Genomic DNA, 22,406 nt, shown 5'->3' with positions numbered 1-22,406 from the left:
GTCGGCGATAGCGCGTGGTTGCTGAGGGCCCACCGCGCGCGCGGCGGGCCCCTTCACGTGCCGATGGCCCGGACGTAGATGTCGGCCGCGCCCGGGTTGAGCCTGTCGGAGGGCCGCTCCACCACGAAGATCTGCCGCCCCGCCCGCCCCTCCGGCAGCAGCATCCCCTGGGCCGGCTCGTCGCCCGGCAGCGCGGCCCGCAGGTCCTCCGGCAGCGGGGCGGGGGTGCCGGTCCTCGGCAGGTTGTAGGTGTGGAGGAAGTCGTTGATGTTGTTGTCGTCGCCGCTCCCGACCCCGTAGTGCAGGTAGGCGACCCACGACCCGTCGGCAGTTCGGGACAGCACGGCGTTCGCCGGGATGTGGTACCGCCCCTTGTCGGGGTGCTGCCTGTAGTGCATCCCCGCCAGCCGCTCCGCGCGGTCGGTGTCGGTCTCAGGCGGATCGAGGGACCGGAGAAACCCGGCCACGCCCCACCAGACGCACCCCACGGTGACCAGCGCACAGAGCACGAGGAAAGCACCCAGGAGCCAATGTCTCCACGGCCGACCACCAGACTTGCCGATCGTCACGTCAGAGCTTCCTCTTGTCCGCTCCCTCATCCAGCTTGGCTGCTGCTACAGGGAGCCGTTCCGGCTCCGAGATGTATCCACCCACCCCATGCCCTCCCCGAGTCCGGGTGTGGTCACGGTTCTCACGCTAACGACCGAACTGGATCGGGCGTAGCCGAACTTGACGACGCGTGAGGGCTCTACGGTCAGGCGGCTTCGGTCCGGTCGAGTGCGGCAGCGCTCGGCTGTGCGAGCCAGACCAGGCGCGCGGTGATCCCCGGCCGCCCGGCGAAGTGGCACACGGCCCGTTCGGGCGAGACGAGGGTCATGCGCGCCCTCCCGTCGATGCTGACTACGTGCGTCGGCCCGTCGTTGTCGACGAGACCCCAGGCCACGACCCACCCGTCGGCGTCCGCGAGGCCCTCGTCGCGCACCTGGACGACGGCGGGCAGTCGGGGCGCGGTGTCGAGTACGAGCCCGCACAGCTCCTGGTCGAAGGGCGCGCGGGGGTCTGGCGAGGGATTAGCGGGCATGGAAGTCTCCTACGTGAACGGGAGTTGGACGCGGTGCTGCCCACGCCACGGGCAGAGTAGCGGTCCTGACGTACAATCAAAATGGATGTGGATCGCCACGGTGATCCACATCCCTGGCCTTCTCCAGACCCCCGAGCACGCTCGCGCGCTCTTCCGAGACGTGGTTCCACCCTTGTCGCCGCCCGAAGTGGAACACCTTGTTTCTCATCGCATCAAGCGGCAGGCAGTGCTGTACGGCGAGCAGCCGACTCCGCTGTCGGCCGTCGTCCATGAGACCGCCTTGCGCATGGGGTTCGGTGGTTCAAAGGTTGCCCGCGATCAGCTGGAATACCTGCTGAAGATGAGCGAGTATCCGCACATCGACCTGCGGGTGATCCCGTTCGGCACCGCGAGCTACCCCAGCTCTGGCGCCGGGATCGTGTACTTCGCCGCCGAGGTCGCCCGGTTGGACAGCGTGCAGGTCGATGGGGACCGGTTCGAGTTCATTGACACCGAGCCGCAGCTGATCAAGTATCGAGCCGTGTTGGACCGGCTGGAGGCGAGTGCGCTCAAGCCTGACGCGTCCCGCGACCTCATCCGCCGTATCGCCCAGAGCATTTGAGATGGGAACAATCATGGCCGTTCAGAACTGGCAGAAGTCCTCATTCAGCGGCGACACCGCCAACTGCATCTACGTCGCAGCCGCCACCGACGGCGCCATCAAGATCCGCGAGAGCGAGGCTCCGGAGGTCATCATCGCCACAACGCCCGATAAGCTCCGCGCCTTCCTGTGCGGCGTCAAGGCAGGAGAGTTCGACCACCTGACCACGTGACTTCGGTGCTCTGCCCGTGGCGAATCTGCCGCGGGCAGAGAAACCGCATCCAGGGTGCTCCCGGGGGTGAGAGTGGAGTCGACGGCATCTCCGCCTCGACAAGGAGAAACCAGATGACTCCACTCACCGCCCTCCCACCCCGCGCGGAGCAGGGCGATACCCCGCCCAGCCGCTTCGACGACCATCTCGCGGCGCAGCTGCTCGCCCAGCGGATCGTCCTGCTCGGCACGCAGGTCGACGACGTGTCGGCCAACCGGGTGTGCGCGCAGCTGCTGCTGCTCTCCGCGGAGGACCCGCGGACCGACATCAGCCTGTACATCAACAGCCCCGGCGGGTCGGTCACCGCGGGTCTCGCCATCTACGACACCATGCGGCTGATCCCGAACGACGTCTCGACGCTGGCGATGGGGTTCGCGGCCAGCATGGGTCAGTTCCTGCTCACGGTGGGGGCGCCCGGCAAGCGGTTCGCGCTGCCGAACGCGCGGATCATGATGCACCAGCCCTCGGCGGGTATCGGTGGCACCGCCGCGGACATCGAGATCCAGGCGGAGAACCTCGAGTTCACCAAGACGGCCATCGAGCGGATCACCGCCGAGCACACCGGGCAGAGCGAGGAGACGATCGCGCGGGACGGCGACCGGGACCGCTGGTTCACGGCCGAACAGGCCAGGGAGTACGGGATCGTGGACCGGGTGGTGGAGTCGGTCGCCGACATCCGCCCGGCCTCGTCGCGCCGACGGATGGGGTTGTGACATGGGGTCGTACACGGTTCCCTACGTCATCGAGCGGACCGCGCAGGGCGAGCGGTCCTACGACGTCTTCAGCCGGCTGCTGAACGAGCGGATCATCTTCCTCGGCACCGAGATCGACGACGGGGTCGCGAACGTGGTCATCGCGCAACTCCTGCACCTGGAGTCGGAGAACCCGGAGCGCGAGATCTCGATCTACCTCAACTCGCCCGGTGGATCGTTCACTTCGCTGATGGCGATCTACGACACGATGACGTTCGTGCAGGCGCCGATCTCCACGTTCTGCGTCGGTCAGGCGGCGTCGACGGCGGCGGTGCTGCTGGCCGGCGGAGATCCCGGGCGGCGGTTCGTGCTCCAGCACGCGCGGGTGCTGCTCGGGCAGCCGGCCAGTGGCGGCCGGCAGGGGACGGTCTCCGACCTCAGCCTCGCGGCCAAGGAGATGGTCCGCATCCGCTCGCAGGTGGAGGAGGTCCTGTCCCGGCACACGCAGCACGACGTGGCGACGCTGCGCGCGGACATGGACCGGGAGAAGGTGCTCACCGCCGAGGAGGCCGTCGCCTACGGGCTCGCCGACGAGGTGCTGAGCCGACGGCTCGCGTTCGTCTGATCGCGCGCCGTGGCCGACGGCCGAACCGGCGGCCGGTACCACGGGGGTGTACCGGCCGCCGGTTCGGTCAGGCGGAGAATTCCGTCAGGCGGCGAGGCAGAGGCCGTCGTACGGCGCCGTGGGCGACGTGCGGCCGCGGCCCACCCGGCTCCGGCTCACCCGGTGGTACCGGGCCAGCTCGTCCTGGGCGAGCGAGAGCAGGTCGCCGAGTCCGAGTCCGAGCGCCTTGGCGGCGGCCGCGAGCACCTCGGAGGAGGCCTCCTTGCGTCCGCGCTCCAGCTCCGACAGGTACGGCATCGAGATCCGGGCCGTCTCCGCGACGTCCTTCAGCGTGCGTTCCTGGGCGAGCCGTTCGCGCCGCAGGACGTCGCCGATGAGGTCGCGCCACAGGGGTTCCTTCGGCGCGGGTGTCTCGGGGGCTCCGGACGGTCGCTGCGGGGCGCGGGTCGCCCCGGCGGAACCGGGCGGTGAGGTCTGTGGGCGGAGGGGGATGATGCGGGCTTCGTTGGGCGCATGAGTGCTCACCCCTTCAGACTAGGGATCCGGGGCGCCGGGGGAAGGGAGCGGCGTTCTGCCCTGGGTGAAGCCGTGCGGGCGGACCGGAGGTGCGGTCGGTCCGGACGGACGTCATCCTTGCCTGCGCCCTGGAGTTGGTGGACGGGACCTCTGTTCTTCGGGCGGCCCGTTACGCGCGCGGTGTCTGCTGGCTGTCGTAGTGCTCCTGGGCGGCGAGGAGCTCGTCTCCGTGCTGGCCGAACCACTGGATGAGTTCGGTCAGCGGCCCGGCCAGGCTGACACCGAGTTCCGTCAGGCTGTAGGTCACCTGGGGCGGGTTGGTGGGCGCGACCTGGCGGCCGACGAGCCCGGCCCGGGCCAGTGCCTTGAGGTTCTGCGACAGCATCTTCTGACTGATTCCACCGACTCGTTGGTGCAGCTGCGCGAAGCGGTGCGGGCCGGCGATCAGGGCCGAGATGATCAGTGTCGCCCAGCGGCTTGTCGTCTGGTCCATGATCGGCCTGAGCACGCACTTGTTGTCGAAGGTGTCGTGGGCCAGGAGCCGGGCGGCCGTCGCGACCTGCTGAGTTTCCGTCACGGCACGAGCTTACAAAAAAGTAGGTACTTCCCAGTAGTAATGGGCTTTCCTACGGTGACTGCTGCAAGCACCAATGTTCGAGGAGTCACTGTGAGCAGCAGCAACGCACGTACGGCGATCGTCACGGGCGCGTCGAAGGGCCTGGGTGCGGGGATCGCCGAGGCGCTGGCCGGGACCGGCGCAGCCGTCGTGGTGAACTACCGGGAGGACGCGAAGGGCGCCGAGCGGGTCGTCGCGGGCATCACCGCCAAGGGTGGCCGGGCGATCGCGGTCCGGGCGGATGTGGCCCGCGGCGACGACGTGCGCCATCTGTTCGATCGGGCGCGCGAGGAGTACGGACCGGTCGACGTGCTCGTGAACAACGCGGCCGTCGCCGCCTTCGCGCCGCTGTCGGGCATCACCGAGGAGGAGTTCCAGCGCGAGATGACCACGAACCTGCTGGGCACGATCCTCACGACGCAGGCGCTGGCCGCGCAGGACGACATCGGCGCCGCGTCGATCATCAACGTCTCGACGGCCGGCACGCTCACCCACCCGCCGTACGCCTCGCTCTACGTCGCCTCCAAGAGCGCCGTCAACGCGTTCACCATCGTCGCGGCCAAGGAACTGGGCCCACGCGGCATCCGGGTCAACGCGATCATGCCCGGACCGTCGGACACCGAGGGCACCAGGGCCATGGGATTCCCCGGCTCCGCCCAGGAAGCACAGGCGATCGCCGACACCCCGCTGGGCCGAACGGGCACCCCGGACGACTACGGCCCGCTGGTGACCTTCCTGGCTTCCGACGACGCGCGCTGGATCACCGGGGACGTCATCCTCGCGTCCGGAGGCATGCGCTGACGCCCCGTCCGCACGCCGTCCGCTACGAGGCGACGATGCTGGTCGCAGCCATCGACGAAGGGTTGTGACCGGCACTTTCGAAGCGCGCCCTAGCCGGGGAAGAGCCGGCCGAGGTGGTAGTGCAGGACGGTGGTCGCCTCCTCGGCCGAGCGCTGGCCGAGGAGGACGCTCAGGCCGAGGCCGGCGGAGACGGCGAGCAGCACGACGGCCTCCTGTCGGGCGCCCAGGTGGGGATCGGCGGTTCCGGCCCGTTGGGCGGCGGTCAGTTGGGCGACCAGGAAGTCCTCCATCTCGTTGGGGGCGGCGAGGAACGGCTGGCCGCCGAGGGCGGGGTCGGTGACGGAGAGCACCGCGTACTCGGTGTAGATGAGGTGGAAGGCGCGGCTCTCCTCGTCGGTGGGGACGGCTTCCAGCAGTACCGCCTCGATGATGCCGCGCGGGTCGGTGGTGGCGCCGGTCGTGCGGACGCGTTGCCGGACCCGTTCGCCCATGCGGGCTGCCAGGCGGGTCATGGCGGCGAGGAGCAGCTGTTCCTTGGTGTCGAAGTAGTACTGCACGAGCCGCACGGAGACGCCGGCCTCGATGGCGACGGAGCGCATGGTGACGGAGTGCAGGCCGTTGCTCGCCGCCGAGCGGAGCAGGGCGTCGATGATGTGGGCCCGCCGCTCTTCGTGATCCACCAGCTTCGGCATCGGGTTCCTTCCGGATATTTTTGTGGTACAACCATACCATCAAACCGGGGAGGGATCATGACCAGGACCAGCGTCGGACACTTCGTCAGCGAGGACGCCCGCGCGAAGTTCCTTGAGGCGTACGACCGCGCGATGGAGCTGTGGCCGAGCCCGCGCCGGGAGCTCGACATCGAGACGAGCTACGGCACCGTCCATGTCCACCACTACGGGCCGAGCGAGGGCGAACCGGTCGTGCTGCTGCACGGCCACGCCGGACACCCGTCCAACTGGTACCCGCAGATCGCCGCGCTGGGGGAGCGGCACCCGGTCTACGCGATCGACACCCTGGACGACCCCGGGCGCAGCGTCCAGCGCGCCGTCGCGGCGGGGTCGGAGGAGAACGCGGCCTGGCTGGGGGAGGTCTTCGCGAGCCTCGGGCTGGACCGGATCCACCTGGTCGGCCTCTCGTACGGCGGCTGGCTGGCCCTCAACCAGGCCATCCATGCACCCGAGCGGCTCGCCTCTATCGTGCCGATGGACCCGGGCGGGATCGAGAAGGTCCCGGCGCGGTTCTACGTCCACATGATCGGCGGCCTGTTCGGCATGCTCGCCCCGCGGTCGCTCCGTCCGGCGGTCGGGCGGCTGCTCGCCAACCCGGCGCTCGGTGCGCCGCGCGAGATGATCGCCCCGTTGATGCTCGCCATGCGGAGCTACAAGCCGAACACCCGCCCGCCGGCCCGGCCGTTCACGGACGAGGAGTTGGGAGCCATCCGGGTGCCCGCTCTGGTGCTGGTCGGCAAGCGCAGCGCGCTGCTGCGCCCGCGCCAGGTGGTGGAGCGGGTCACGGCGCAGATCCCGGGCGTGCGGGCGGAGATCCTGGAACGGGCCGGGCACGGGCTGAACCTGGAGCGGCCCGAGGCGGTCAACGAGCGGCTGCTGGGCTTCATCGGCGCGGTCCCGGTGCCGGGAGCGTCCGGGGACTGAGGTCCTGGCCGGGCCTACGTCTCCAGCCCGTTACGCCGTCGTGGTGTCCTGCCTACTGTCGTCTCCATGGAGATCACGGGGATTCTGGACGAGGCGCTGGAGCGACTGCACCGCTCGGGGCCCGAGCGGCTCGGGCGGCTCACCAACCACGCACCGATGGCCGTCGAAGCCCTCGCTGCCCACGGACAGGCAGGTGCAGTGCACCGTTGGCTCGACCGGTACGCGCGGAAGCTTGAGGAGTTCCCGTCCCGCGTCGAGCCGGTCACGGCTGCCGACTGGCGCTCCGCGCTGGGCGATCCGGGCCGCGCGGCCGACTGGATCGGCTACTTCGAGCGCGAGCTCGCCGAACGCCCCTGGCGTGAGGTGCTCACCGGGTGGTGGCCCCGGCTGCTGCCCGGCATGTACGGCGGCTCGACCCACCCGGTGATCCGGGTGGGCCACGCCGTGCGCACCCTGCTGTTCGCCGGGACCACCGAACCCCGCCTGACCGAACTCGCCCACGGCCTGGGCTACTGGGCGGCGCGCCACCGGCCCGTCGCGGTGGCGGCCGCGCTGCCCGGGGTCGGCAGCGCGGCCGCCGCCCTCGACGCGGTCCCGCTCATCGCCGTACAGGACGGCGGCTTCCCCGCCCGACTCGACCGCGTCGGGGCTCTGCCGGTGTGGGCGGCCGAGGTGGCGGAACCGGGCGACGCGTACGGCCGCCTCGCCGACCTGGTCCGGGCGGCAACGCACCGGTACGCCACCCACGGCCACGGCGAGGAGACGATGCTGGTCCACGCGGCCACCGCCCCCAACGCCGTCCTGCGCATCCTGCCCGCACTCCCGCACACCCTGTGGCCGTCGAGCCTGCGGGCAGCCTGGACGGCCTCCGCGGCGGTGACCGCGATGTACGCGCCGGCTGTGTCGGTCCCGTACGTCCCGCCCGGCGCCGTCACCCCCGAAGAGGTCTTCGAACGGGCCCTGTCGCACGGCGACGAACACGTCATCAAGCTGACGGACACGGCCCTCGACGTAGGTGACGAACGCGCCCTGGCGGCCGCTCTGCGCGCCATGGAGCTGAGTGCTCCGCTGGGCTGAGGCGCATCGCGCCCACTGCTGCACGCACGCCACGACCCCACCCGAAACGGTGGCGCGGGGAGCGGGACGGAGTCCAGGCGTCGACGTCACGGATCGCCGTGGCAGCAGCTGACTGTCGGTCATCACTGCCTTCGGGTGGGGCGGATGGTCAGGCGGCCGTGGGCAGGGCCGCGATCGCCCGTGTCTCGTCGTAGCGCTGCAACACCAGCCGGGCGACGGCCGGGTGGGCGGACAGTGGGGCGCTGGTCCAGCGTGCCGGGGTCGTGGCGGCGCGGCGGGCGAAGAAGCCGGGGGAGAGCAGGTACGTGGCCAGGGCGATCCGGGGGTGGCCGTTGGCCTGGAGGGTGGCGACCGCCTGGTGGGGGGTGGGGGTGGCGGCGGAGAGGTGGGCGGGGGTGACGGGGTGCCCGAGGCGGGTGGCGAGGAGGCGGGCCGTGCGGGTGGTGTCGGCGAGGGCGGTGGGGTCGGAGGAGCCGGCTCCGGCCAGCACCACGGGGGCGTCCGGCGGGGCGCCGGCCTCGGCGAGGCGGTCGGCGAGGGCCTCGACGAGCAGTGGGTGGGGGCCGAGGGCGGGGGCGAGGTGGGTGAGCGGGAGGCCGGCGGCGGCGAGTGCGGCGGGCAGGTCGACTCGTAGGTGGTAGCCGGTGCCGAGGAGGAGAGGGACCAGGATCGGCCGCTGACGGGCGAGTCGGGCGAGGGCCTGGTCGAGGGACGGCCGGGCGATGTCCAGGAAGCAGCAGCGGACGGCCAGTTCGGGGCGAAGGGAGTGGACGAGGCGTAGGAGGACGCGAGTTGAGGTGATGGCTGCAGGGTCGCGGCTGCCGTGCGCGACGGCGAGCAGCACCGGGGTCATCAACCCGCCGCCAGCCGGTAGCCGCGCTTGGGAACGGTGCGGATCAGCGTGGCGTGCGGCCCCAGCGCCGCTCGCAGCCGTCCGACCGCGGCCTCCACCGCGTGCTCGTCGGCCGCCGCGTCGGGCCAGGCGGCGCGCAGCAGGTCGGCGCGGCTGAGCACCCGGCCGGGCTGTTCGGCGAGCGCCCGCAGGACGGCGGCGCCGCGCGGGCTGAGCCAGTGGCTCTCGCCGTCGACCAGGGCGGCGTTCCCCTGCAGCGTCAACACCTGTCCGGAGAGCGCGATTTCACGGCGCGCCCGGCCCGGCAGGGTGTCCGCGAGCAACCGGACCAGTGCGCCGAGGCGGCCGCGTTCGGGGTGGACGGCGGGCAGGCCGAGCTCGGTGAGGGGCCGGGCGCACAGGGTGCCGACGCAGACCGGCAGGACGTCCTTGCGCAGGGCGTCGATCAGTGCCTCGTACAGGCCTTCGGCCTCCGCCGCGGCGAGCAGGGCGGTGATCGCGGGCGCGCTGGTGAAGGTCAGCGCGTGCACCTGGCGGCGGACGGTCTGGTCGAGCAGCTTGCGCACCGCGCCCGGATCCTCCGGCGGTGCCCAGCGGTAGACCGGGACGGAGATCACCTCGGCGCCGCGCTCGCGCAGCGCCGCCGCGAAGGCGTCCAGGCGGAGCCCGTGCTCCTGGACGGCGATCCGGCACCCGGCCAGCGGGCGGGCGAGCAGCCAGGTGAGCAGTTCGTCGGTGGCCTCGGTGTCGGGGGAGAAGCCCTCGTTCAGCCCGCTGGCGCGCACAGCCCCGGTGGCCTTGGGGCCCCGGCTGAGCACCACCGCACCCCGGCAGACCTCGGCGAGCGCGGTGCCTCGGCCCCAGCCCTCGGCCGCGCTCATCCAGGCGCGCCAGCCGACCCCGGTGGTGGCCACGACATAGTCGAGCGGGGCGGCCAGGCAGCGCTCGGTGGCCTCGCGCAGCGCGAGGTCGTCGGCGAGCGGCAGGATGCGCAGCACCGGGGCCTCGACCACCTGCGCGCCGCGCCGGGTGAGCAGGGCGGTGAGCTCCTCGCGGCGGCGCGCGGCGGTGACGCCGACGGTGAAGCCGGTGAGCGGTCCTGGCGGAGTGGGGGTTGCTGCCATGCCCGCCAGCGTGCGGTGCGCGTGTTACGGGGGCATTGCCCGGCCGTCACCTGCCGGTAAGCGAAAGTGCCGCTCCGGTTACGGCAGATGTCGGGCCGTGCACCCTGGCGGCCGGGTGCCGTGAGCGAGGCGTACCGCGCCCGCAACATTGACGACCCGATCGCGAAACAGCGGACGGTCACCTTTCTCGGCATGACGTTGACCAGCCCCGCCGTCCTCGCCACGGCCACCGACACGCACTGCCCGTACTGCTCGCTGCAGTGCGGCATGCGGCTGTCGCCGGCCGCGCGTTCGGGCCGACCGGGCGCGGACCGGCCGGTCGAGGTGCTGGAGCGCCCGGACTTCCCGGTGAACCGGGGCGCGCTGTGCGGCAAGGGCCGCTCGGCGCCCGCGCTGCTGGACCGGGACGTCCGGCTGACCGGCCCGCTGCTGCGTGACCGGCCCGGTGCCCCGCTGCGTTCGGCGAGCTGGCCGGAGGCGCTGGACCGGGTGGCCGCCGGGCTGGCCCGGACCCGGGCCGAGCACGGGCCGGACGCGGTGGGCGTGTTCGGCGGCGGCGGGCTCACCAACGAGAAGGCGTACCTGCTGGGCAAGTTCGCCCGGGTGGTGCTGGGTACCGCCAACATCGACTACAACGGCCGGTTCTGCATGTCCTCGGCCGCCGCCGCGCACCGCCGGGCCTTCGGCCTGGACCGCGGACTGCCGTTCCCCCTCGCGGACATCCCGCACACCGGCTGCCTGATCCTGGTCGGCGGCAACCCGGCCGAGACGATGCCGCCCGCCGTCCGCTACTTCCGCGAACTGCGGGAGAACGGCGGCACGTTGATCGTCGTCGACCCGCGCCGCACCCGCACCGCCGAGCTGGCCGACCTGCACCTGCAGCCCCGCCCCGGCGGGGACCTGGCGCTCGCCCTCGGCCTGCTCCACCTGGTGATCGCGGACGGCCTGGTGGACCGCGAGTTCGTCGATCGAAGGACGTCAGGCTTCGAGCGGGCCCGCGAGTCGGCGATGGCCCACTGGCCCGACCGGGTGGAGCGGATCACCGGCGTGCCCGCCCACCAACTCCGTGAGGCCGCCCGGCTGTTCGGCCGGGCCGACACCGGCATGGTGCTCACCGCGCGGGGCCCGGAGCAGCAGAGCAAAGGCACCGACACGGTCGGCGCCTGGATCAACCTGTGCCTGGCCACCGGCAAGTCCGGCCGCCCGTACAGCGGTTACGGCTGCCTGACCGGCCAGGGCAACGGCCAGGGTGGGCGCGAGCACGGCCAGAAGGCCGACCAGCTGCCCGGCTACCGCTCGATCGAGGACCCGGCGGCGCGGGAGCACGTCGCGGCGGTCTGGGGAGTCGACCCGGCCGACCTGCCCGGCCCCGGCAAGTCCGCGTACGAGCTGCTGGACACCCTCGGCCGACCGGGCGGCGTCCGGACGCTGCTGCTGGCCGGCTCCAACCCGGCGGTCTCCGCGCCGAACGCCGGGCACGTCACCGAACGGCTGCGCGCACTGGACCTGCTGGTGGTCGCCGACGTGGTGCTCTCCGAGACGGCCAGGCTCGCCGACGTCGTGCTGCCGGTCACCCAGTGGGCCGAGGAGGACGGCACCACCACCAACCTGGAGGGCCGGGTGATCCTGCGCCGCCGCGCCTTCGACCCGCCCGAGGGGGTGCGCAGCGAGCTGTGGCTGCTGCGCGAGCTGGCCGCCCGGCTGGGCGTCGCGGACGGCTTCCCGGCCGAGGCCGAGCAGGCCTTCGCCGAGCTGCGCCGCGCCTCGGCCGGCGGCGACGCCGACTACGCGGGCATCAGCTACCAGCGGATCGCCGCCGAGGACGGGGTGTTCTGGCCCTGCCCGACGCCGGACCACCCGGGCACCCCGCGACTGTTCCTGGACCGCTTCGCCACCCCGGACGGCCGGGCCCGCTTCGCCGAGGTCACCCACCGCCCGGCCGGCGAGGAGCCGGACGAGAAGTATCCGCTGTTCCTGACCACGGGCCGGGTGCTCTCCCAGTACCAGAGCGGCGCCCAGACCCGCCGGGTCGCCGAGCTCAACGCCGCCGCCCCCGGCCCGTTCGTCGAGCTGCACCCGCGGCTGGCCGAGCGGCTCGGGATCGCGGACGGCGAGCCGGTCGCGGTCACCAGTCGGCGCGGCCGGGCCGTCGCCCCGGCGCGGATCACCGACGCCATCCGGCCGGACACCGTCTTCATGCCCTTCCACTGGGCGGGCGCCGGCCGGGCCAACAGCCTCACCAACCCGGCGCTCGACCCGGTCTCCCGGATGCCGGAGTTCAAGCTCTGCGCCGTCCGGGTGGAGCGCGCCCAGCAGGAGGTGACGTCATGACCCCCAGAATCGCCGTGGTCGGCGGCGGCATGGCGGCCGCCCGCTTCGCCGAGCGCTACGGCGCCCTCGGCGGGGCGGGCGCGGTCACCGTGTACGGCGCCGAGCCGCGCGCCCCGTACAACCGGGTGCTGCTCGCCGAGGTGCTGACCGGGCGCTACGACGCCGAGTCGATCGCCCTGCCGCTCGGCGGGGCGTCGGCCCGGCCCGGCTGCGAGGTCGTCGCCCTCGATCTGAACGCCCGCACCCTGGGGCTGGCCGACGGCACCGTGGAGCCCTGGGACGAACTGGTGCTGGCCACCGGGGCCAACCCGGTGCTCCCGCCGGTCCGCGGGCTGCGCCGCACCGACGGATACGGCCTGGTCGAGGGTGTGCACACGCTGCGCACCCTGGAGGACTGCGCCCGGCTGGCCGAGGAGGCCGTCGGCGCCAAGCGGGCGGTGGTGATCGGCGGCGGGGTGCTCGGGGTGAGCGCCGCCCGGGCGCTGGCCGCGCTCGGCGTGAGCACCGAAATCGTCCACCAGGCACCGTATCTGATCGAGCGTCAACTCGATCCCGAGGCGGCCGCCGTGCTGCGCGAGCGGTTGCAGGTGCTCGGCGTCGACTGCTACACCGGCAACCGTGCCCGGGCCGTGCACGGGGGCATGGGGGCACCCCCGGCCGAAGGCTGGGGGAGGGTCGGCGCCGTGGAGCTGGCCAGTGGCTACCGGCTGGACTGCGACCTGGTGGTCCTCGCCTGCGGCACCCGCCCGCGCACCGCGCTGGCCCACGCCGCCGGACTGCCGGTCAACACCGGGATCCTGGTGGACGACCGACTGGCCGCCGCCCCGCACGTGTCCGCGATCGGCGACTGCGCCGAGCACCGCGGCACCGTCCACGGCCTGGCCGGTCCCGCCTGGGAACAGGCCGACGTGCTCGCCCGCCGGCTGTCCGGCGCCGAGCCCGAGGCCCGCTACCCCGGCACCAGCCCGCGCGCCCGGCTCAGCACCGGCGACCTGGAGTACGCGGCCTTCGGCACCGTGGACGAGACCCTCGACCCCGGCCTCGACGTGCTGCGGCTCGCCGACGCCACCCGCGGCAGCTACAAGAAGCTCGTCCTGCGCGGCGACCGGCTGGTCGGCGCCATCCTGCTCGGCGACCTGGCCACCGTGGACGCGCTGGCCGGCGCCTTCGCCGACGGCGGCGCGCTCGCCGGCCACCCCCTGCACCTGCTCACCCGAGGAACTGCCATGACTGGAGAAGCGCGATGACCCTTGACGACCGCAATGTCCGGGACCTCGTCCTGGTCGGCCACGGCATGGTCGGCCAGCGCTTCCTGGAGGCCTGGACCGAGCAGCCGGCCGCGCGCGGCTGGCGGGTCACCGTGCTCGCCGAGGAGCCCCGGCCCGCCTACGACCGGGTCCACCTCAGCTCGCTCTTCGACGGCAGCACCGCCGAGGACCTCGCGCTCTGCCCCGCCGGCTTCCTCGCCGAGCACGGCATCGACCTGCGCCTGGGCGACCCGGCCACCGCGATCGACCGGGCCGGGCGGACCGTCACCACCCGGTCCGGTGCCGAGGTCCGCTACGACGTCCTGGTGCTGGCCACCGGCTCGGTGCCCTTCGTGCCGCCCGTACCCGGGACGGACGCCCCCGGCTGCCACGTGTACCGCACCATCGAGGACGTCGACGCCATCCGCGCCCAGGCCGCCACCGCCGGCACCGGCGTGGTGGTCGGCGGCGGACTGCTCGGCCTGGAGGCGGCCGGCGCCCTGCGGGCCGGGGGCCTGGCCACCCACGTGGTGGAGTTCGCGCCCCGGCTGATGGCCGTGCAGGTCGACGACGGAGGCGGCGCCGCGCTGCGCCGCAAGATCGAGGACCTGGGCGTCACCGTGCACACCGGCGCCGGCGCCAGCGGCGTGCTCACCGGCCCGGACGGCCGGGTCCGCGCCCTCGCCCTGTCCGACGGCCGGGAGCTGCCCGCCGACCTGGTGGTCTTCTCCGCCGGCGTGCGCGCCCGCGACCAGCTCGCCCGGGACTGCGGACTGCCGGTCGGCCAGCGCGGCGGTGTGGTGGTCGACGACCGGTGCCGGACCGAGGACCCGGCGATCCTCGCCATCGGCGAGTGCGCCCAGGCCGTCGACGGCCGGGTCTACGGCCTGGTCGCCCCCGGCTACCTGATGGCCGAGACGGCCGCCCGGACCATCGCGGAGCAGGAGGGCGAGGGCTTCACCGGCGCCGACCTGTCCACCAAGCTCAAGCTGCTCGGCGTGGACGTCGCCAGCTTCGGCGACCCGCACGGCAGCGCCGAGGGCGCGCTCGACGTGCTCTACAGCGACAGCCGCAGCGGCGTCTACCGCAAGCTGGTGATCGGCTCCGACGGCGCGCTGCTCGGCGGCGTCCTGGTCGGTGACACCGAGGGCTACGGCGTCCTGCGCCCGCTCGCCGTGGCCGGCAAGCCGCTCACCGTCGCTCCCGAACAGCTCGTTCTCCCCGCCGGGTTCGCGGGGGCCGCCGGACCGGTCGCGCTGCCCGACGACGCGGTGCTCTGCTCCTGCCACAACGTCACCCAGGGCGCCGTCCGGGCCGCCGTCCGCGACCAGGGCGCCGACAGCGTCGCCGCCGTCAAGAAGTGCACCCGGGCGGGCACCGGCTGCGGCAGCTGCCTCAAGCAGCTCGGCACCGTCGTCACCGAGGAGCTGGAGGCGGCCGGGGTCTCCACCGGCACGGGCCTGTGCGAGCACTTCGCCCACACCCGGGCCGAACTGTACGAGATCGTCCGGGGCACAGGACTGGCGAGCTTCTCCGAGCTGCTCGCCAAGCACGGCAGCGGCGAGGGCTGCGAGATCTGCAAGCCGACCGTCGCCTCCATCCTGGCCAGCCTCGGCAACGGCCACATCCTGGACGGCGAGCAGGGCGCCCTGCAGGACTCCAACGACCACTTCCTCGCCAACCTCCAGCGCAACGGCTCCTACTCGGTCGTCCCCCGGGTGCCCGGCGGCGAGATCACCCCCGAGGGCCTGATCGTGATCGGCGAGATCGCCCGCGACCACGGCCTCTACACCAAGATCACCGGTGGCCAGCGGATCGACATGTTCGGCGCCACCGTCGACCAACTCCCGGTCATCTGGCGCAAGTTGGTCGACGCGGGGTTCGAGTCCGGACACGCCTACGGCAAGTCGCTGCGCACCGTGAAGTCCTGCGTCGGCGAGACCTGGTGCCGCTACGGCGTCCAGGACTCCACCGCCCTCGCCATCGAACTGGAGCTGCGCTACCGGGGGTTGCGCTCCCCGCACAAGCTCAAGGCCGCCGTCTCCGGCTGCGCCCGCGAGTGCGCGGAGGCGCAGAGCAAGGACTTCGGCATCATCGCCACCTCGGCCGGCTGGAACCTCTACGTCGGCGGCAACGGCGGCATGACCCCCCGGCACGCCGACCTGCTCGCCGCCGACCTCGACCGCGAGACCCTCATCCGCACCATCGACCGCTACCTGATGTTCTACATCCGCACCGCCGACCGGCTGGAGCGCACCTCGGTCTGGCTGGAGCGGCTGGAGGGCGGCCTCGACCACCTGCGGGCCGTGGTCCTCGACGACTCGCTCGGCATCGCCGCCGAGCTGGACGACTTGATGGACCGTCACATCGGCGGCTACCGGGACGAATGGGCCGAGACGCTGGCCGACCCCGAGCGGCTGCGGCGTTTCTCCTCCTTCGTCAACGCCCCCGGAACCCCCGACCCCGCCGTGACTTTCGTCCCCGAACGCGGCCAGATCCGCCCTGCCCGCCCCGGCGAGGCCGGCCACACCCTCAACGCCCCGGTGCTGGTCGCCGGGGCCCGACTGGAGGTGCTCACCCCGTGACCGTACAGATCCACGACGGCACCCGCTGGCAGACCGTCTGCTCCCTCACCGACCTCCAACCCGGTCGCGGCGTCGCGGTGTTGCTCCCCGACGCCGGACAGGTCGCCCTCTTCCGCGACCGCGCCGGGGAGCTGTACGCCGTCGACAACCTCGACCCGTTCAGCGGGGCCCCCGTCCTCTCCCGCGGCCTGATCGGCAGCCGAGGCGAGCGGCCGACCCTGATCTCGCCGATGTACAAGCAGGTCTACGACCTGACCGACGGGCGATGCCTGGACGAGGACACCGCCCCCGACGGTACCCCCGCCGTGCTGCGGCGCTGGCCGGTCAGGGCTCTCGACGGGGAGGCGGCGGCATGACGACCGTCCTCGACGCGAGAACGCCCGCCGCACTCGGCGGCTGGGATCCGGAGAACGAGGAGTTCTGGGCGCGCGGCGGTGCCCGGATCGCCCGGCGCAACCTGGTCTTCTCCGTGCTCTCCGAGCACATCGGCTTCTCGGTGTGGAGCCTCTGGTCGGTGCTGGTGCTCTTCCTCGGGCCCCAGTACCACATCGACACGGCGGGGAAGTTCACCCTCACCGCCCTGCCCACCGCGCTCGGCGCGCTGCTGCGGCTGCCGTACACCTTCGCCGTCGCCCGGTTCGGCGGGCGCACCTGGACGGTGATCAGCGCGCTGCTGCTGCTGGTGCCGACCGTGCTGGCGGCCGTGGTGCTGGAGCCCGGCGTCTCGTACGGGACGCTGCTCGCGGTGGCCTGCGTGGCCGGGGTCGGCGGCGGCAACTTCGCCTCCTCGATGGCCAACATCAACGCCTTCTACCCGCACCGGCTCAAGGGCTGGGCACTCGGCGTCAACGCGGGCGGCGGCAACCTCGGCGTCCCGGCCGTCCAGCTGCTCGGGCTGCTGGTGCTGGCCACCGCCGGCGCCGCCCACCCCCGGCTGCTGCCGCTGGTCTACCTGCCGCTGATCGTGCTGGCGGCGGCCGGGGCCTGGTGGAAGATGGACAACCTGCCGGCCACGGCGGCGAGTCCGGGGGAGGGGCGGGCGCTGCGCGAGGTCGCCCGCGACCCGTACGGCTGGGCGGTCTCCACGCTGTACATCGGCACCTTCGGCTCCTTCATCGGGTTCGGCTTCGCGTTCGGGCAGGTGCTGCAGGTGCAGTTCCACGAGCGCTTCGACACCCCGGTCAAGGCCGCCGCGCTCACCTTCCTGGGGCCGCTGCTCGGCTCGCTGCTGCGGCCGGTCGGCGGGCGGCTCGCCGACCGGTACGGGGGTGCCCGGGTCACGCTGGCGACCTTCATCGCGATGGGAGCCGGGACGGCGGTCGTGCTGGCGGCCTCCCGGGCGGGCTCGCTGCCGCTGTTCCTGACCGGGTTCATCGCGCTGTTCGTGCTCAGCGGGATCGGCAACGGTTCGACGTACAAGATGATCCCCGCCCACTTCCAGGTGATCGCCCGGAAGAGTGTCGCGGCCGGAGCCGACCCGGAGGCCGCCGAGGCCGACTCCCGGCGGCGGGCCGGGGCGCTGATCGGGCTCGCCGGGGCGATCGGGGCCTTCGGCGGCGTCCTGGTGAACCTGGCCTTCCGGCAGTCCTTCCAGGCCAGCCACAACGGGGACACCGCGTACCTGGGGTTCCTGGCGGCGTACGTGTTCTGCTCGGTGCTGACCTGGGTGGTCTGGCTCCGGCGGCGGTGAGCTGAAGGGGTGTCCGATCGGCCGTGTGGGCGCCGGGTCGCTCGTACGACGATCGGACGACTCGGCGCGCGGGTGCCGGGGGCGGCGGCTAGCGTCGGCCGCGACACGCCCCGAACCCCTGGAGGTCGCAGTGCAACGCTGGATCATCGTGACGGCCCTCACCACCGCTCTCGTCGGCCTGGCCCCGGTGGCCCGGGCCGCCCCGGCCGCTGACCCGGACCCGGCCACCACGGTGGTCACCCTCGGAGAGGCCCGGATCGATCCGAAGGTCCCCGGCCGGGTCCGGGTGGACGTCAGCTACGTCTGCTCGGTGGCCGACGACGCCCGCTCGCTCACCGTCTCGGTCGAGCAGAAGGACCCGGAGGACGCCGCCTCGATCGCCTTCGGGTCCAGCCGGACGGCCGAGGCCGACATCGTCTGCGACGGCACGCAGCAGCAGCGGCAGCTGACCGTCCAGTCCAAGACCGTCAACTGGATCCCGGGCGCCGACGCCGTGGTCATCGCCACCGTCTCCAACATCGGCGCCACCCCGTCGGCGGCGGCCGACTCCCGCCGGGTGGCGCTCGCCACCGAGTGACGGTCCGTCCGGGCCGTCCCCTCACTCACGGGCCGGTCTTCGGACTCCAGGCCGCGCCGCCCCGATCTCCGGGGCGGCGCTTGCCGTTTCGGCCCTCCGTCCTTCCTGCGGGCCGACGGCGTGGCGACCCTTCCGGGCCGCTCCGGGGTGAGGTGACCCTTCCTTCTCCCCGACGTCACAGGTGACCAGGGCCGCTCCGCCCTGGTCGGGTGTTCTACAGTGCTGTAGAACTAATGGTCCACGGGTGACGAGCGAACGGGGGGCACACCATGGACAGACCGCTTCGACTGCCGCAGCAGGACCGGGCCGACTTCGAGACGGAGCTCGGCAGGGCACTGGCGACGCCGCAGGTGCGGGCCGCGCTGCGGGCCAGCGGGGAGGACGCGCGGGGTGTGGAGCGGTTGCGGCGGACGGCCCGGGAGAACGCCGAGTACGTGCTGGCCGCGGCGGCGCCGGAGTACGAGCGCTACGCGGCGTTGCGGGCGGACGCCGACTCGGTGGCGCGGCTGCCGGTGGACGCGCAGGCCCGGGAGCGGGTCTCCGGGTGGTGGGGGGTGCTCGGGGTGATCGTGCCGATCATCGCCGCGGCGGCCGCCGCGGCGCTCCTGCTGCTCGGTTACCTGCTCGGGCTGGCCGAGGACATGGAGGTGCTGGGCAGGGCGATGGTGACCGCCGGCTGGGTGGCCGGTGGGGTGGCGGCGGTGTGCCTGCTGGTCGGCGGGCTGGGACTGCTGGGGGCGGCGGCCCGGACGAAGGGGCCGGTGGAGGCCGAACCGGCGCGGGGACTGGGGGAGTTGGTGCAGGCGCGGGCCGCCTGGCGGGCGGCGCTGGCGGAGCGCGGGTTGGTGCCGTACCTGGTGGCGCAGGCGAACGCGGGCCCCCGCGTCTGACGGGGCGCGTGGTCGAGCTCCTGGTCGGATGCCTGACGGTACGTCCGACCGTGCTCCCGACGGCGGGAGTTCCAAGGCGAGGTCGATTCGGGTAAGGGGAAGTTAAAATCGCCGCCGGGCCGACGAGTTGGCGAGCCGGTCTCGGCGGCGTCGGTTCGGGGATCATCGGCCCAGGTGGGGCGGGCGCGACGGCGCGCCGAGGTGTGCCGGGGTGTGCGCCCGCGGGTGGGTGGCACCGGTCCGCGTCGCGCGCGGGGGCTTGTGCGCGATGGTCAGTGAAATATCATATGGCGCATTGCACAGCGGTCCGGGCGAGATCCGGTTCCCCATCCCCTGCCGCGGAATCGAGCTGACGATCCGTCAACTTCGCAAACGTGCACCGCGAATGCGCACCCTTCCCCCCCACGTCACGAGAGACGGAACCCGACCCGTGATCAGATTCCGATCCCGCCTGTTCCAACGCGGCCGACACACCGCCTTGGTGGCGCTCGCGGCCGCCCTGGCCGGCGCCGGGCTGAGCAGCCCGCTGACCGCCATGGCCGAGCCCCACAAGGCGGAGACCGCCACCGTGGTGGTCCAGCCGGGCACCCCGAAGGCGGCCGCCGTCCCGCAGAAGTCCGGTCCGCGTCGGGCCGGGGCTGCCAGGACCGGCCCGGTCGCCACCGCCGACAAGAAGGCTCCCCAGCTGGTGGACGGCGCGGACCCGGGCACCGGCAAGAACGGCGACGGCTCCGTCGCGAACCAGTACGACCTCCAGGTCACCTACAAGGGCGGCCAGGAGTCGACCGGCGTGGTGATCGGCGCTCCCAAGGTCTACCTGGTGCTCTGGGGCTCTCAGTGGGGCACGCCCTCGACCAACTCGACCGGCGACGTCGTGACGACCGGTGACCCGGATCAGGCCGCCCCGTACCAGCAGGACTTCTTCAAGGGCCTCGGCAGCGCCGGCGACGGCTGGAGCGCCGTCCTGACCCAGTACTGCGAGGGCATCGCCACCGGCTCCGTCCAGTGCCCGGCCGGGTCCGCCCACATCCCGTACCCGCAGGCGGGGAGCGTGCTCGCGGGCGTGTGGGTGGACAACGGCGCGCCCGCGCCGCAGGCCGCGACCGAGCCGCAGATCGGCGCCGAGGCGCTGGCCGCCGCCAAGCACTTCGGCAACCTGACCGAGGCGCAGAACCGCAACGTCCAGTACGTCATCGACTCGCCGCAGGGCGCCGACCCGGACAAGTGGAAGGAGCTGGGCTACTGCGCCTGGCACGACTTCCAGCGCTCGCCGTACGGCCAGCTCGCCTACACCAACATGCCGTACCTGACGGACGTGGCCGGCTGCGGCACCAACTGGTTCGGTGAGAACACCCCGAGGGGTCGACTGGACGGCTACGGGATCATCGGCGGCCACGAGTACGCGGAGACGGTGACCGACCCGAACACCCCGGGCGGCTGGACCGACGCCACCGGCCAGGAGGTCGGGGACAAGTGCGCCTGGATCCCGCAGGGCGCCAACGGCGGGCTGTTCTTCGAGGACCTGTCGACCGGGAGCTTCCCGTTGCAGACCCTGTGGTCCAACGCCGACCACCTGTGCATGGCTTCGGACCCGGTGGTGGCCAGTCCGTCGGTCTCGGTGAGCACGATGTGCGACCGGGTCGACAAGGCCGGGCAGCCGCTGTCGGTCCCGGCGGTGGGCGTGTCCAGCAGCGGTTCGGCGCTCACCTACAGCGCCACCGGACTGCCGCAGGGGCTGGCCATCGACGCGCGGAGCGGGGTGATCTCCGGCACCGCCGCCGCGACCAACGGCTACCAGCGGATCACCGTGACGGCGACCGACGGCGCGGGCAAGGCCGCGTCCACCGGTTTCTGGGAGAACGTCAGCGCCACCGACCGGCCGGGCTGCGGCGCGAGCGAGCAGCTCATCGACCCCGGCTTCGAGAACGGTTCGGCGGACGTCAACCACACGGTGATGACGGACTCCTGGGGCCCGTCGGGGTACAACATCATCACCCCGTCCAGCCTGCACGCGCCGCACTCGGGCTCGTGGTACGCCTGGCTCGGCCAGAACACCGGGACGGACGACTCCATCACCACGTACCTGAACACCTACCCGGGCTACGGGCAGGCGACCTTCTCCTTCTGGCTCGACACCGAGTCGACCAACGCCTCCACCACCGCGCCCGACACACTGTCGCTGGTGGCGATCAACCAGTACACCGGGCAGCCGATCGGCACGGTGAAGACCTGGAGCAGCCAGAACCCGACCAACGGCTACCAGTTCCAGTCGGTGGACCTCTCCCCGGTCATCGGGCAGGTCGGCTGGGGGACCACCATCGGCCTCAAGCTGGTCTCCCACGAGAGCGGTACGAGTCCGGCCACCGCGTTCCTGATCGACGACGCCTCGGCCCACGAGAGCTGACCTCGTGCCCGAACGTCGGCCCCGGCACCCCGCGTTGCGGTGCCGGGGCCGACGCCGTTCCGGTCACGGCCCGGGCATCGGCCGGGTGCCGGGTCGTGCGCGGGCGGCGTCGACCAGGAGCTGGACGACGTCGAGGGGGATGTCGAGCCGCCGGGCGATCCACGGGGCCGGGCGGCCGGCCTTGGCGAGCATCCAGGCCGAGTACAACTGGCCGAGCTGGGGCGCGTGTTCGGCGAGCAGCAGGGGTCGGACGGCGTCCATCGGGAAGCCTTCGAGCGCGCGGGCGCTGTACTCGCGCCCGTTGGGGCCGAGCGGCGGCAACGGGAGCGGGCGGCGGGTCTCGAGCCAGCGGCTGAACAGCACCGCGCCGACCAGCAGGAGCCCGGAACAGGAGGCGGCGATCAGGATGCCGCCGATCATCGGGCGGTCCTCCTCCTCCGCCATCCCGAGGGCGATCTCCTCCAGGACGAGCAGCCCGAGGACGGTCAGCAGCACCGCCGCCTCGCGCGGGCGCGGGAAGAGCCGGGACGTCGTCATGGGGAACCTCTTCCTCGGCAGGCGGGCCGGGGGTCGGGGGCGGGCGTGGCGACTCACCTTCCGTACAACGGCGGCGGGCGGCCCGGGGCACGCCCGGACGACCAGGCGGTGGAAGACCGGCTATTGAGTTGACGCTCCGTCAGAAAGTCACAGGGGGAATGGAGTTATTCTCCGGAGGTGAACTCGAGGGTTCGGGAGCGGGCGGGGGAGTGGTCGCGAGCCGTACTCCTGCGGTCCATGGGTCTCGCCTCCTT

Annotated in this window: 23 protein-coding genes; 15 read left to right on the top strand and 8 right to left on the bottom strand. The window is 72.8% G+C overall.

Translation table 11 applies throughout. From position 1 onward, the window contains the following. Nucleotides 1-53 precede the first annotated feature (53 nt). Nucleotides 54-398 (bottom strand): hypothetical protein, encoded by a 345-nt coding sequence (locus ACH4E7_RS35740; protein WP_396253347.1) that lies wholly within the window; start codon nucleotides 396-398, stop codon nucleotides 54-56. 356 nt (nucleotides 399-754) lie between these two features. After that, nucleotides 755-1,081 carry a hypothetical protein gene (locus ACH4E7_RS35735; protein WP_396253346.1) on the bottom strand — a complete coding sequence of 109 codons (327 nt, stop codon included), beginning with the start codon at nucleotides 1,079-1,081 and terminating at the stop codon, nucleotides 755-757. 85 nt (nucleotides 1,082-1,166) lie between these two features. Between ACH4E7_RS35735 and ACH4E7_RS35730 the strand changes: the two genes are divergently transcribed. The 4 genes from ACH4E7_RS35730 (at nucleotide 1,167) to ACH4E7_RS35715 (ending at nucleotide 3,249) form a co-directional block, all read left to right on the top strand. Beyond that, the gene (locus ACH4E7_RS35730; RefSeq protein WP_396253345.1) at nucleotides 1,167-1,682 is read left to right on the top strand and encodes a DUF5753 domain-containing protein; all 516 of its coding nucleotides are present in this window, start codon (nucleotides 1,167-1,169) and stop codon (nucleotides 1,680-1,682) included. Between the two features lie 13 nt (nucleotides 1,683-1,695). Continuing rightward, nucleotides 1,696-1,893: a DUF397 domain-containing protein gene (locus tag ACH4E7_RS35725; protein ID WP_396253344.1), complete on the top strand. Its 198-nt coding sequence runs from the start codon at nucleotides 1,696-1,698 to the stop codon at nucleotides 1,891-1,893. A 113-nt stretch (nucleotides 1,894-2,006) separates the two neighbouring features. Next, a complete protein-coding gene (locus ACH4E7_RS35720) occupies nucleotides 2,007-2,645 on the top strand; it encodes a ClpP family protease (RefSeq protein WP_396253343.1) in 639 nt (212 codons plus the stop codon). 1 nt (nucleotide 2,646) lies between these two features. Further along, on the top strand, nucleotides 2,647-3,249 hold the full coding sequence (locus tag ACH4E7_RS35715; RefSeq protein ID WP_396253342.1) for a ClpP family protease: 603 nt from the start codon (nucleotides 2,647-2,649) through the stop codon (nucleotides 3,247-3,249). Between the two features lie 84 nt (nucleotides 3,250-3,333). On the opposite strand, the gene ACH4E7_RS35710 is transcribed toward ACH4E7_RS35715, so the two are convergent. Further along, the gene (locus ACH4E7_RS35710; protein WP_396253341.1) at nucleotides 3,334-3,774 is read right to left on the bottom strand and encodes a helix-turn-helix domain-containing protein; all 441 of its coding nucleotides are present in this window, start codon (nucleotides 3,772-3,774) and stop codon (nucleotides 3,334-3,336) included. Nucleotides 3,775-3,934: 160 nt separating this feature from the next. Further along, the gene (locus ACH4E7_RS35705) at nucleotides 3,935-4,342 is read right to left on the bottom strand and encodes a winged helix-turn-helix transcriptional regulator (RefSeq protein WP_396253340.1); all 408 of its coding nucleotides are present in this window, start codon (nucleotides 4,340-4,342) and stop codon (nucleotides 3,935-3,937) included. A 90-nt stretch (nucleotides 4,343-4,432) separates the two neighbouring features. Between ACH4E7_RS35705 and ACH4E7_RS35700 the strand changes: the two genes are divergently transcribed. After that, the gene (locus tag ACH4E7_RS35700; RefSeq protein ID WP_396253339.1) at nucleotides 4,433-5,182 is read left to right on the top strand and encodes an SDR family NAD(P)-dependent oxidoreductase; all 750 of its coding nucleotides are present in this window, start codon (nucleotides 4,433-4,435) and stop codon (nucleotides 5,180-5,182) included. A gap of 89 nt (nucleotides 5,183-5,271) precedes the next feature. On the opposite strand, the gene ACH4E7_RS35695 is transcribed toward ACH4E7_RS35700, so the two are convergent. Next, a complete protein-coding gene (locus tag ACH4E7_RS35695) occupies nucleotides 5,272-5,874 on the bottom strand; it encodes a TetR/AcrR family transcriptional regulator (protein WP_396253338.1) in 603 nt (200 codons plus the stop codon). Between the two features lie 57 nt (nucleotides 5,875-5,931). Between ACH4E7_RS35695 and ACH4E7_RS35690 the strand changes: the two genes are divergently transcribed. Next, nucleotides 5,932-6,837 (top strand): alpha/beta fold hydrolase, encoded by a 906-nt coding sequence (locus ACH4E7_RS35690; protein WP_396253337.1) that lies wholly within the window; start codon nucleotides 5,932-5,934, stop codon nucleotides 6,835-6,837. Between the two features lie 66 nt (nucleotides 6,838-6,903). Next, nucleotides 6,904-7,914: a questin oxidase family protein gene (locus ACH4E7_RS35685; protein WP_396253336.1), complete on the top strand. Its 1,011-nt coding sequence runs from the start codon at nucleotides 6,904-6,906 to the stop codon at nucleotides 7,912-7,914. A 148-nt stretch (nucleotides 7,915-8,062) separates the two neighbouring features. Here ACH4E7_RS35685 and ACH4E7_RS35680 read toward each other — a convergent pair whose 3' ends face one another. Next, nucleotides 8,063-8,767 carry a sirohydrochlorin chelatase gene (locus tag ACH4E7_RS35680; RefSeq protein ID WP_396253335.1) on the bottom strand — a complete coding sequence of 235 codons (705 nt, stop codon included), beginning with the start codon at nucleotides 8,765-8,767 and terminating at the stop codon, nucleotides 8,063-8,065. Next, the gene (locus tag ACH4E7_RS35675; RefSeq protein ID WP_396253334.1) at nucleotides 8,767-9,891 is read right to left on the bottom strand and encodes a uroporphyrinogen-III synthase; all 1,125 of its coding nucleotides are present in this window, start codon (nucleotides 9,889-9,891) and stop codon (nucleotides 8,767-8,769) included. The genes ACH4E7_RS35680 and ACH4E7_RS35675 overlap by 1 nt, the downstream gene beginning before the upstream one ends. Nucleotides 9,892-10,083: 192 nt before the next feature. Here ACH4E7_RS35675 and ACH4E7_RS35670 point away from each other — a divergent pair, with 192 nt between their 5' ends. From ACH4E7_RS35670 to ACH4E7_RS35635, 8 genes are all read left to right on the top strand, one after another. Then, entirely contained in the window at nucleotides 10,084-12,222 is a 2,139-nt protein-coding gene (locus ACH4E7_RS35670; RefSeq protein WP_396253333.1) for a molybdopterin oxidoreductase family protein, read from the top strand. Further along, entirely contained in the window at nucleotides 12,219-13,469 is a 1,251-nt protein-coding gene (locus tag ACH4E7_RS35665; protein WP_396253332.1) for an NAD(P)/FAD-dependent oxidoreductase, read from the top strand. Before ACH4E7_RS35670 ends, ACH4E7_RS35665 begins: the two co-directional genes overlap by 4 nt. Then, nucleotides 13,466-16,054, top strand: coding sequence for a nitrite reductase large subunit NirB (gene nirB / locus ACH4E7_RS35660; protein ID WP_396253331.1), 2,589 nt, complete (start codon nucleotides 13,466-13,468; stop codon nucleotides 16,052-16,054). The genes ACH4E7_RS35665 and nirB overlap by 4 nt, the downstream gene beginning before the upstream one ends. After that, nucleotides 16,051-16,410 carry a nitrite reductase small subunit NirD gene (nirD, locus tag ACH4E7_RS35655; RefSeq protein ID WP_396253330.1) on the top strand — a complete coding sequence of 120 codons (360 nt, stop codon included), beginning with the start codon at nucleotides 16,051-16,053 and terminating at the stop codon, nucleotides 16,408-16,410. The genes nirB and nirD overlap by 4 nt, the downstream gene beginning before the upstream one ends. Further along, complete coding sequence (locus tag ACH4E7_RS35650) at nucleotides 16,407-17,744, top strand: nitrate/nitrite transporter (protein ID WP_396253329.1); 1,338 nt, start codon at nucleotides 16,407-16,409, stop codon at nucleotides 17,742-17,744. The genes nirD and ACH4E7_RS35650 overlap by 4 nt, the downstream gene beginning before the upstream one ends. A 130-nt stretch (nucleotides 17,745-17,874) precedes the next feature. Then, entirely contained in the window at nucleotides 17,875-18,321 is a 447-nt protein-coding gene (locus tag ACH4E7_RS35645; RefSeq protein WP_396253328.1) for a hypothetical protein, read from the top strand. 269 nt (nucleotides 18,322-18,590) lie between these two features. Continuing rightward, nucleotides 18,591-19,211, top strand: a complete 621-nt coding sequence (locus tag ACH4E7_RS35640) for a hypothetical protein (RefSeq protein ID WP_396253327.1) — start codon at nucleotides 18,591-18,593, stop codon at nucleotides 19,209-19,211. Between the two features lie 430 nt (nucleotides 19,212-19,641). Next, nucleotides 19,642-21,615, top strand: coding sequence for an Ig domain-containing protein (locus ACH4E7_RS35635; RefSeq protein ID WP_396253326.1), 1,974 nt, complete (start codon nucleotides 19,642-19,644; stop codon nucleotides 21,613-21,615). A gap of 63 nt (nucleotides 21,616-21,678) precedes the next feature. Here ACH4E7_RS35635 and ACH4E7_RS35630 read toward each other — a convergent pair whose 3' ends face one another. After that, nucleotides 21,679-22,152 (bottom strand): hypothetical protein, encoded by a 474-nt coding sequence (locus ACH4E7_RS35630; RefSeq protein WP_396253325.1) that lies wholly within the window; start codon nucleotides 22,150-22,152, stop codon nucleotides 21,679-21,681. Between the last annotated feature and the right edge of the window lie 254 nt (nucleotides 22,153-22,406).

The sequence above is a fragment of the Kitasatospora sp. NPDC018058 genome, assembly GCF_044327205.1.
GTDB lineage: Bacteria > Actinomycetota > Actinomycetes > Streptomycetales > Streptomycetaceae > Kitasatospora.
The sequence above is the reverse complement of the archived record's forward strand: the minus strand, read 5'-3'. Positions and strand labels throughout refer to the sequence as shown.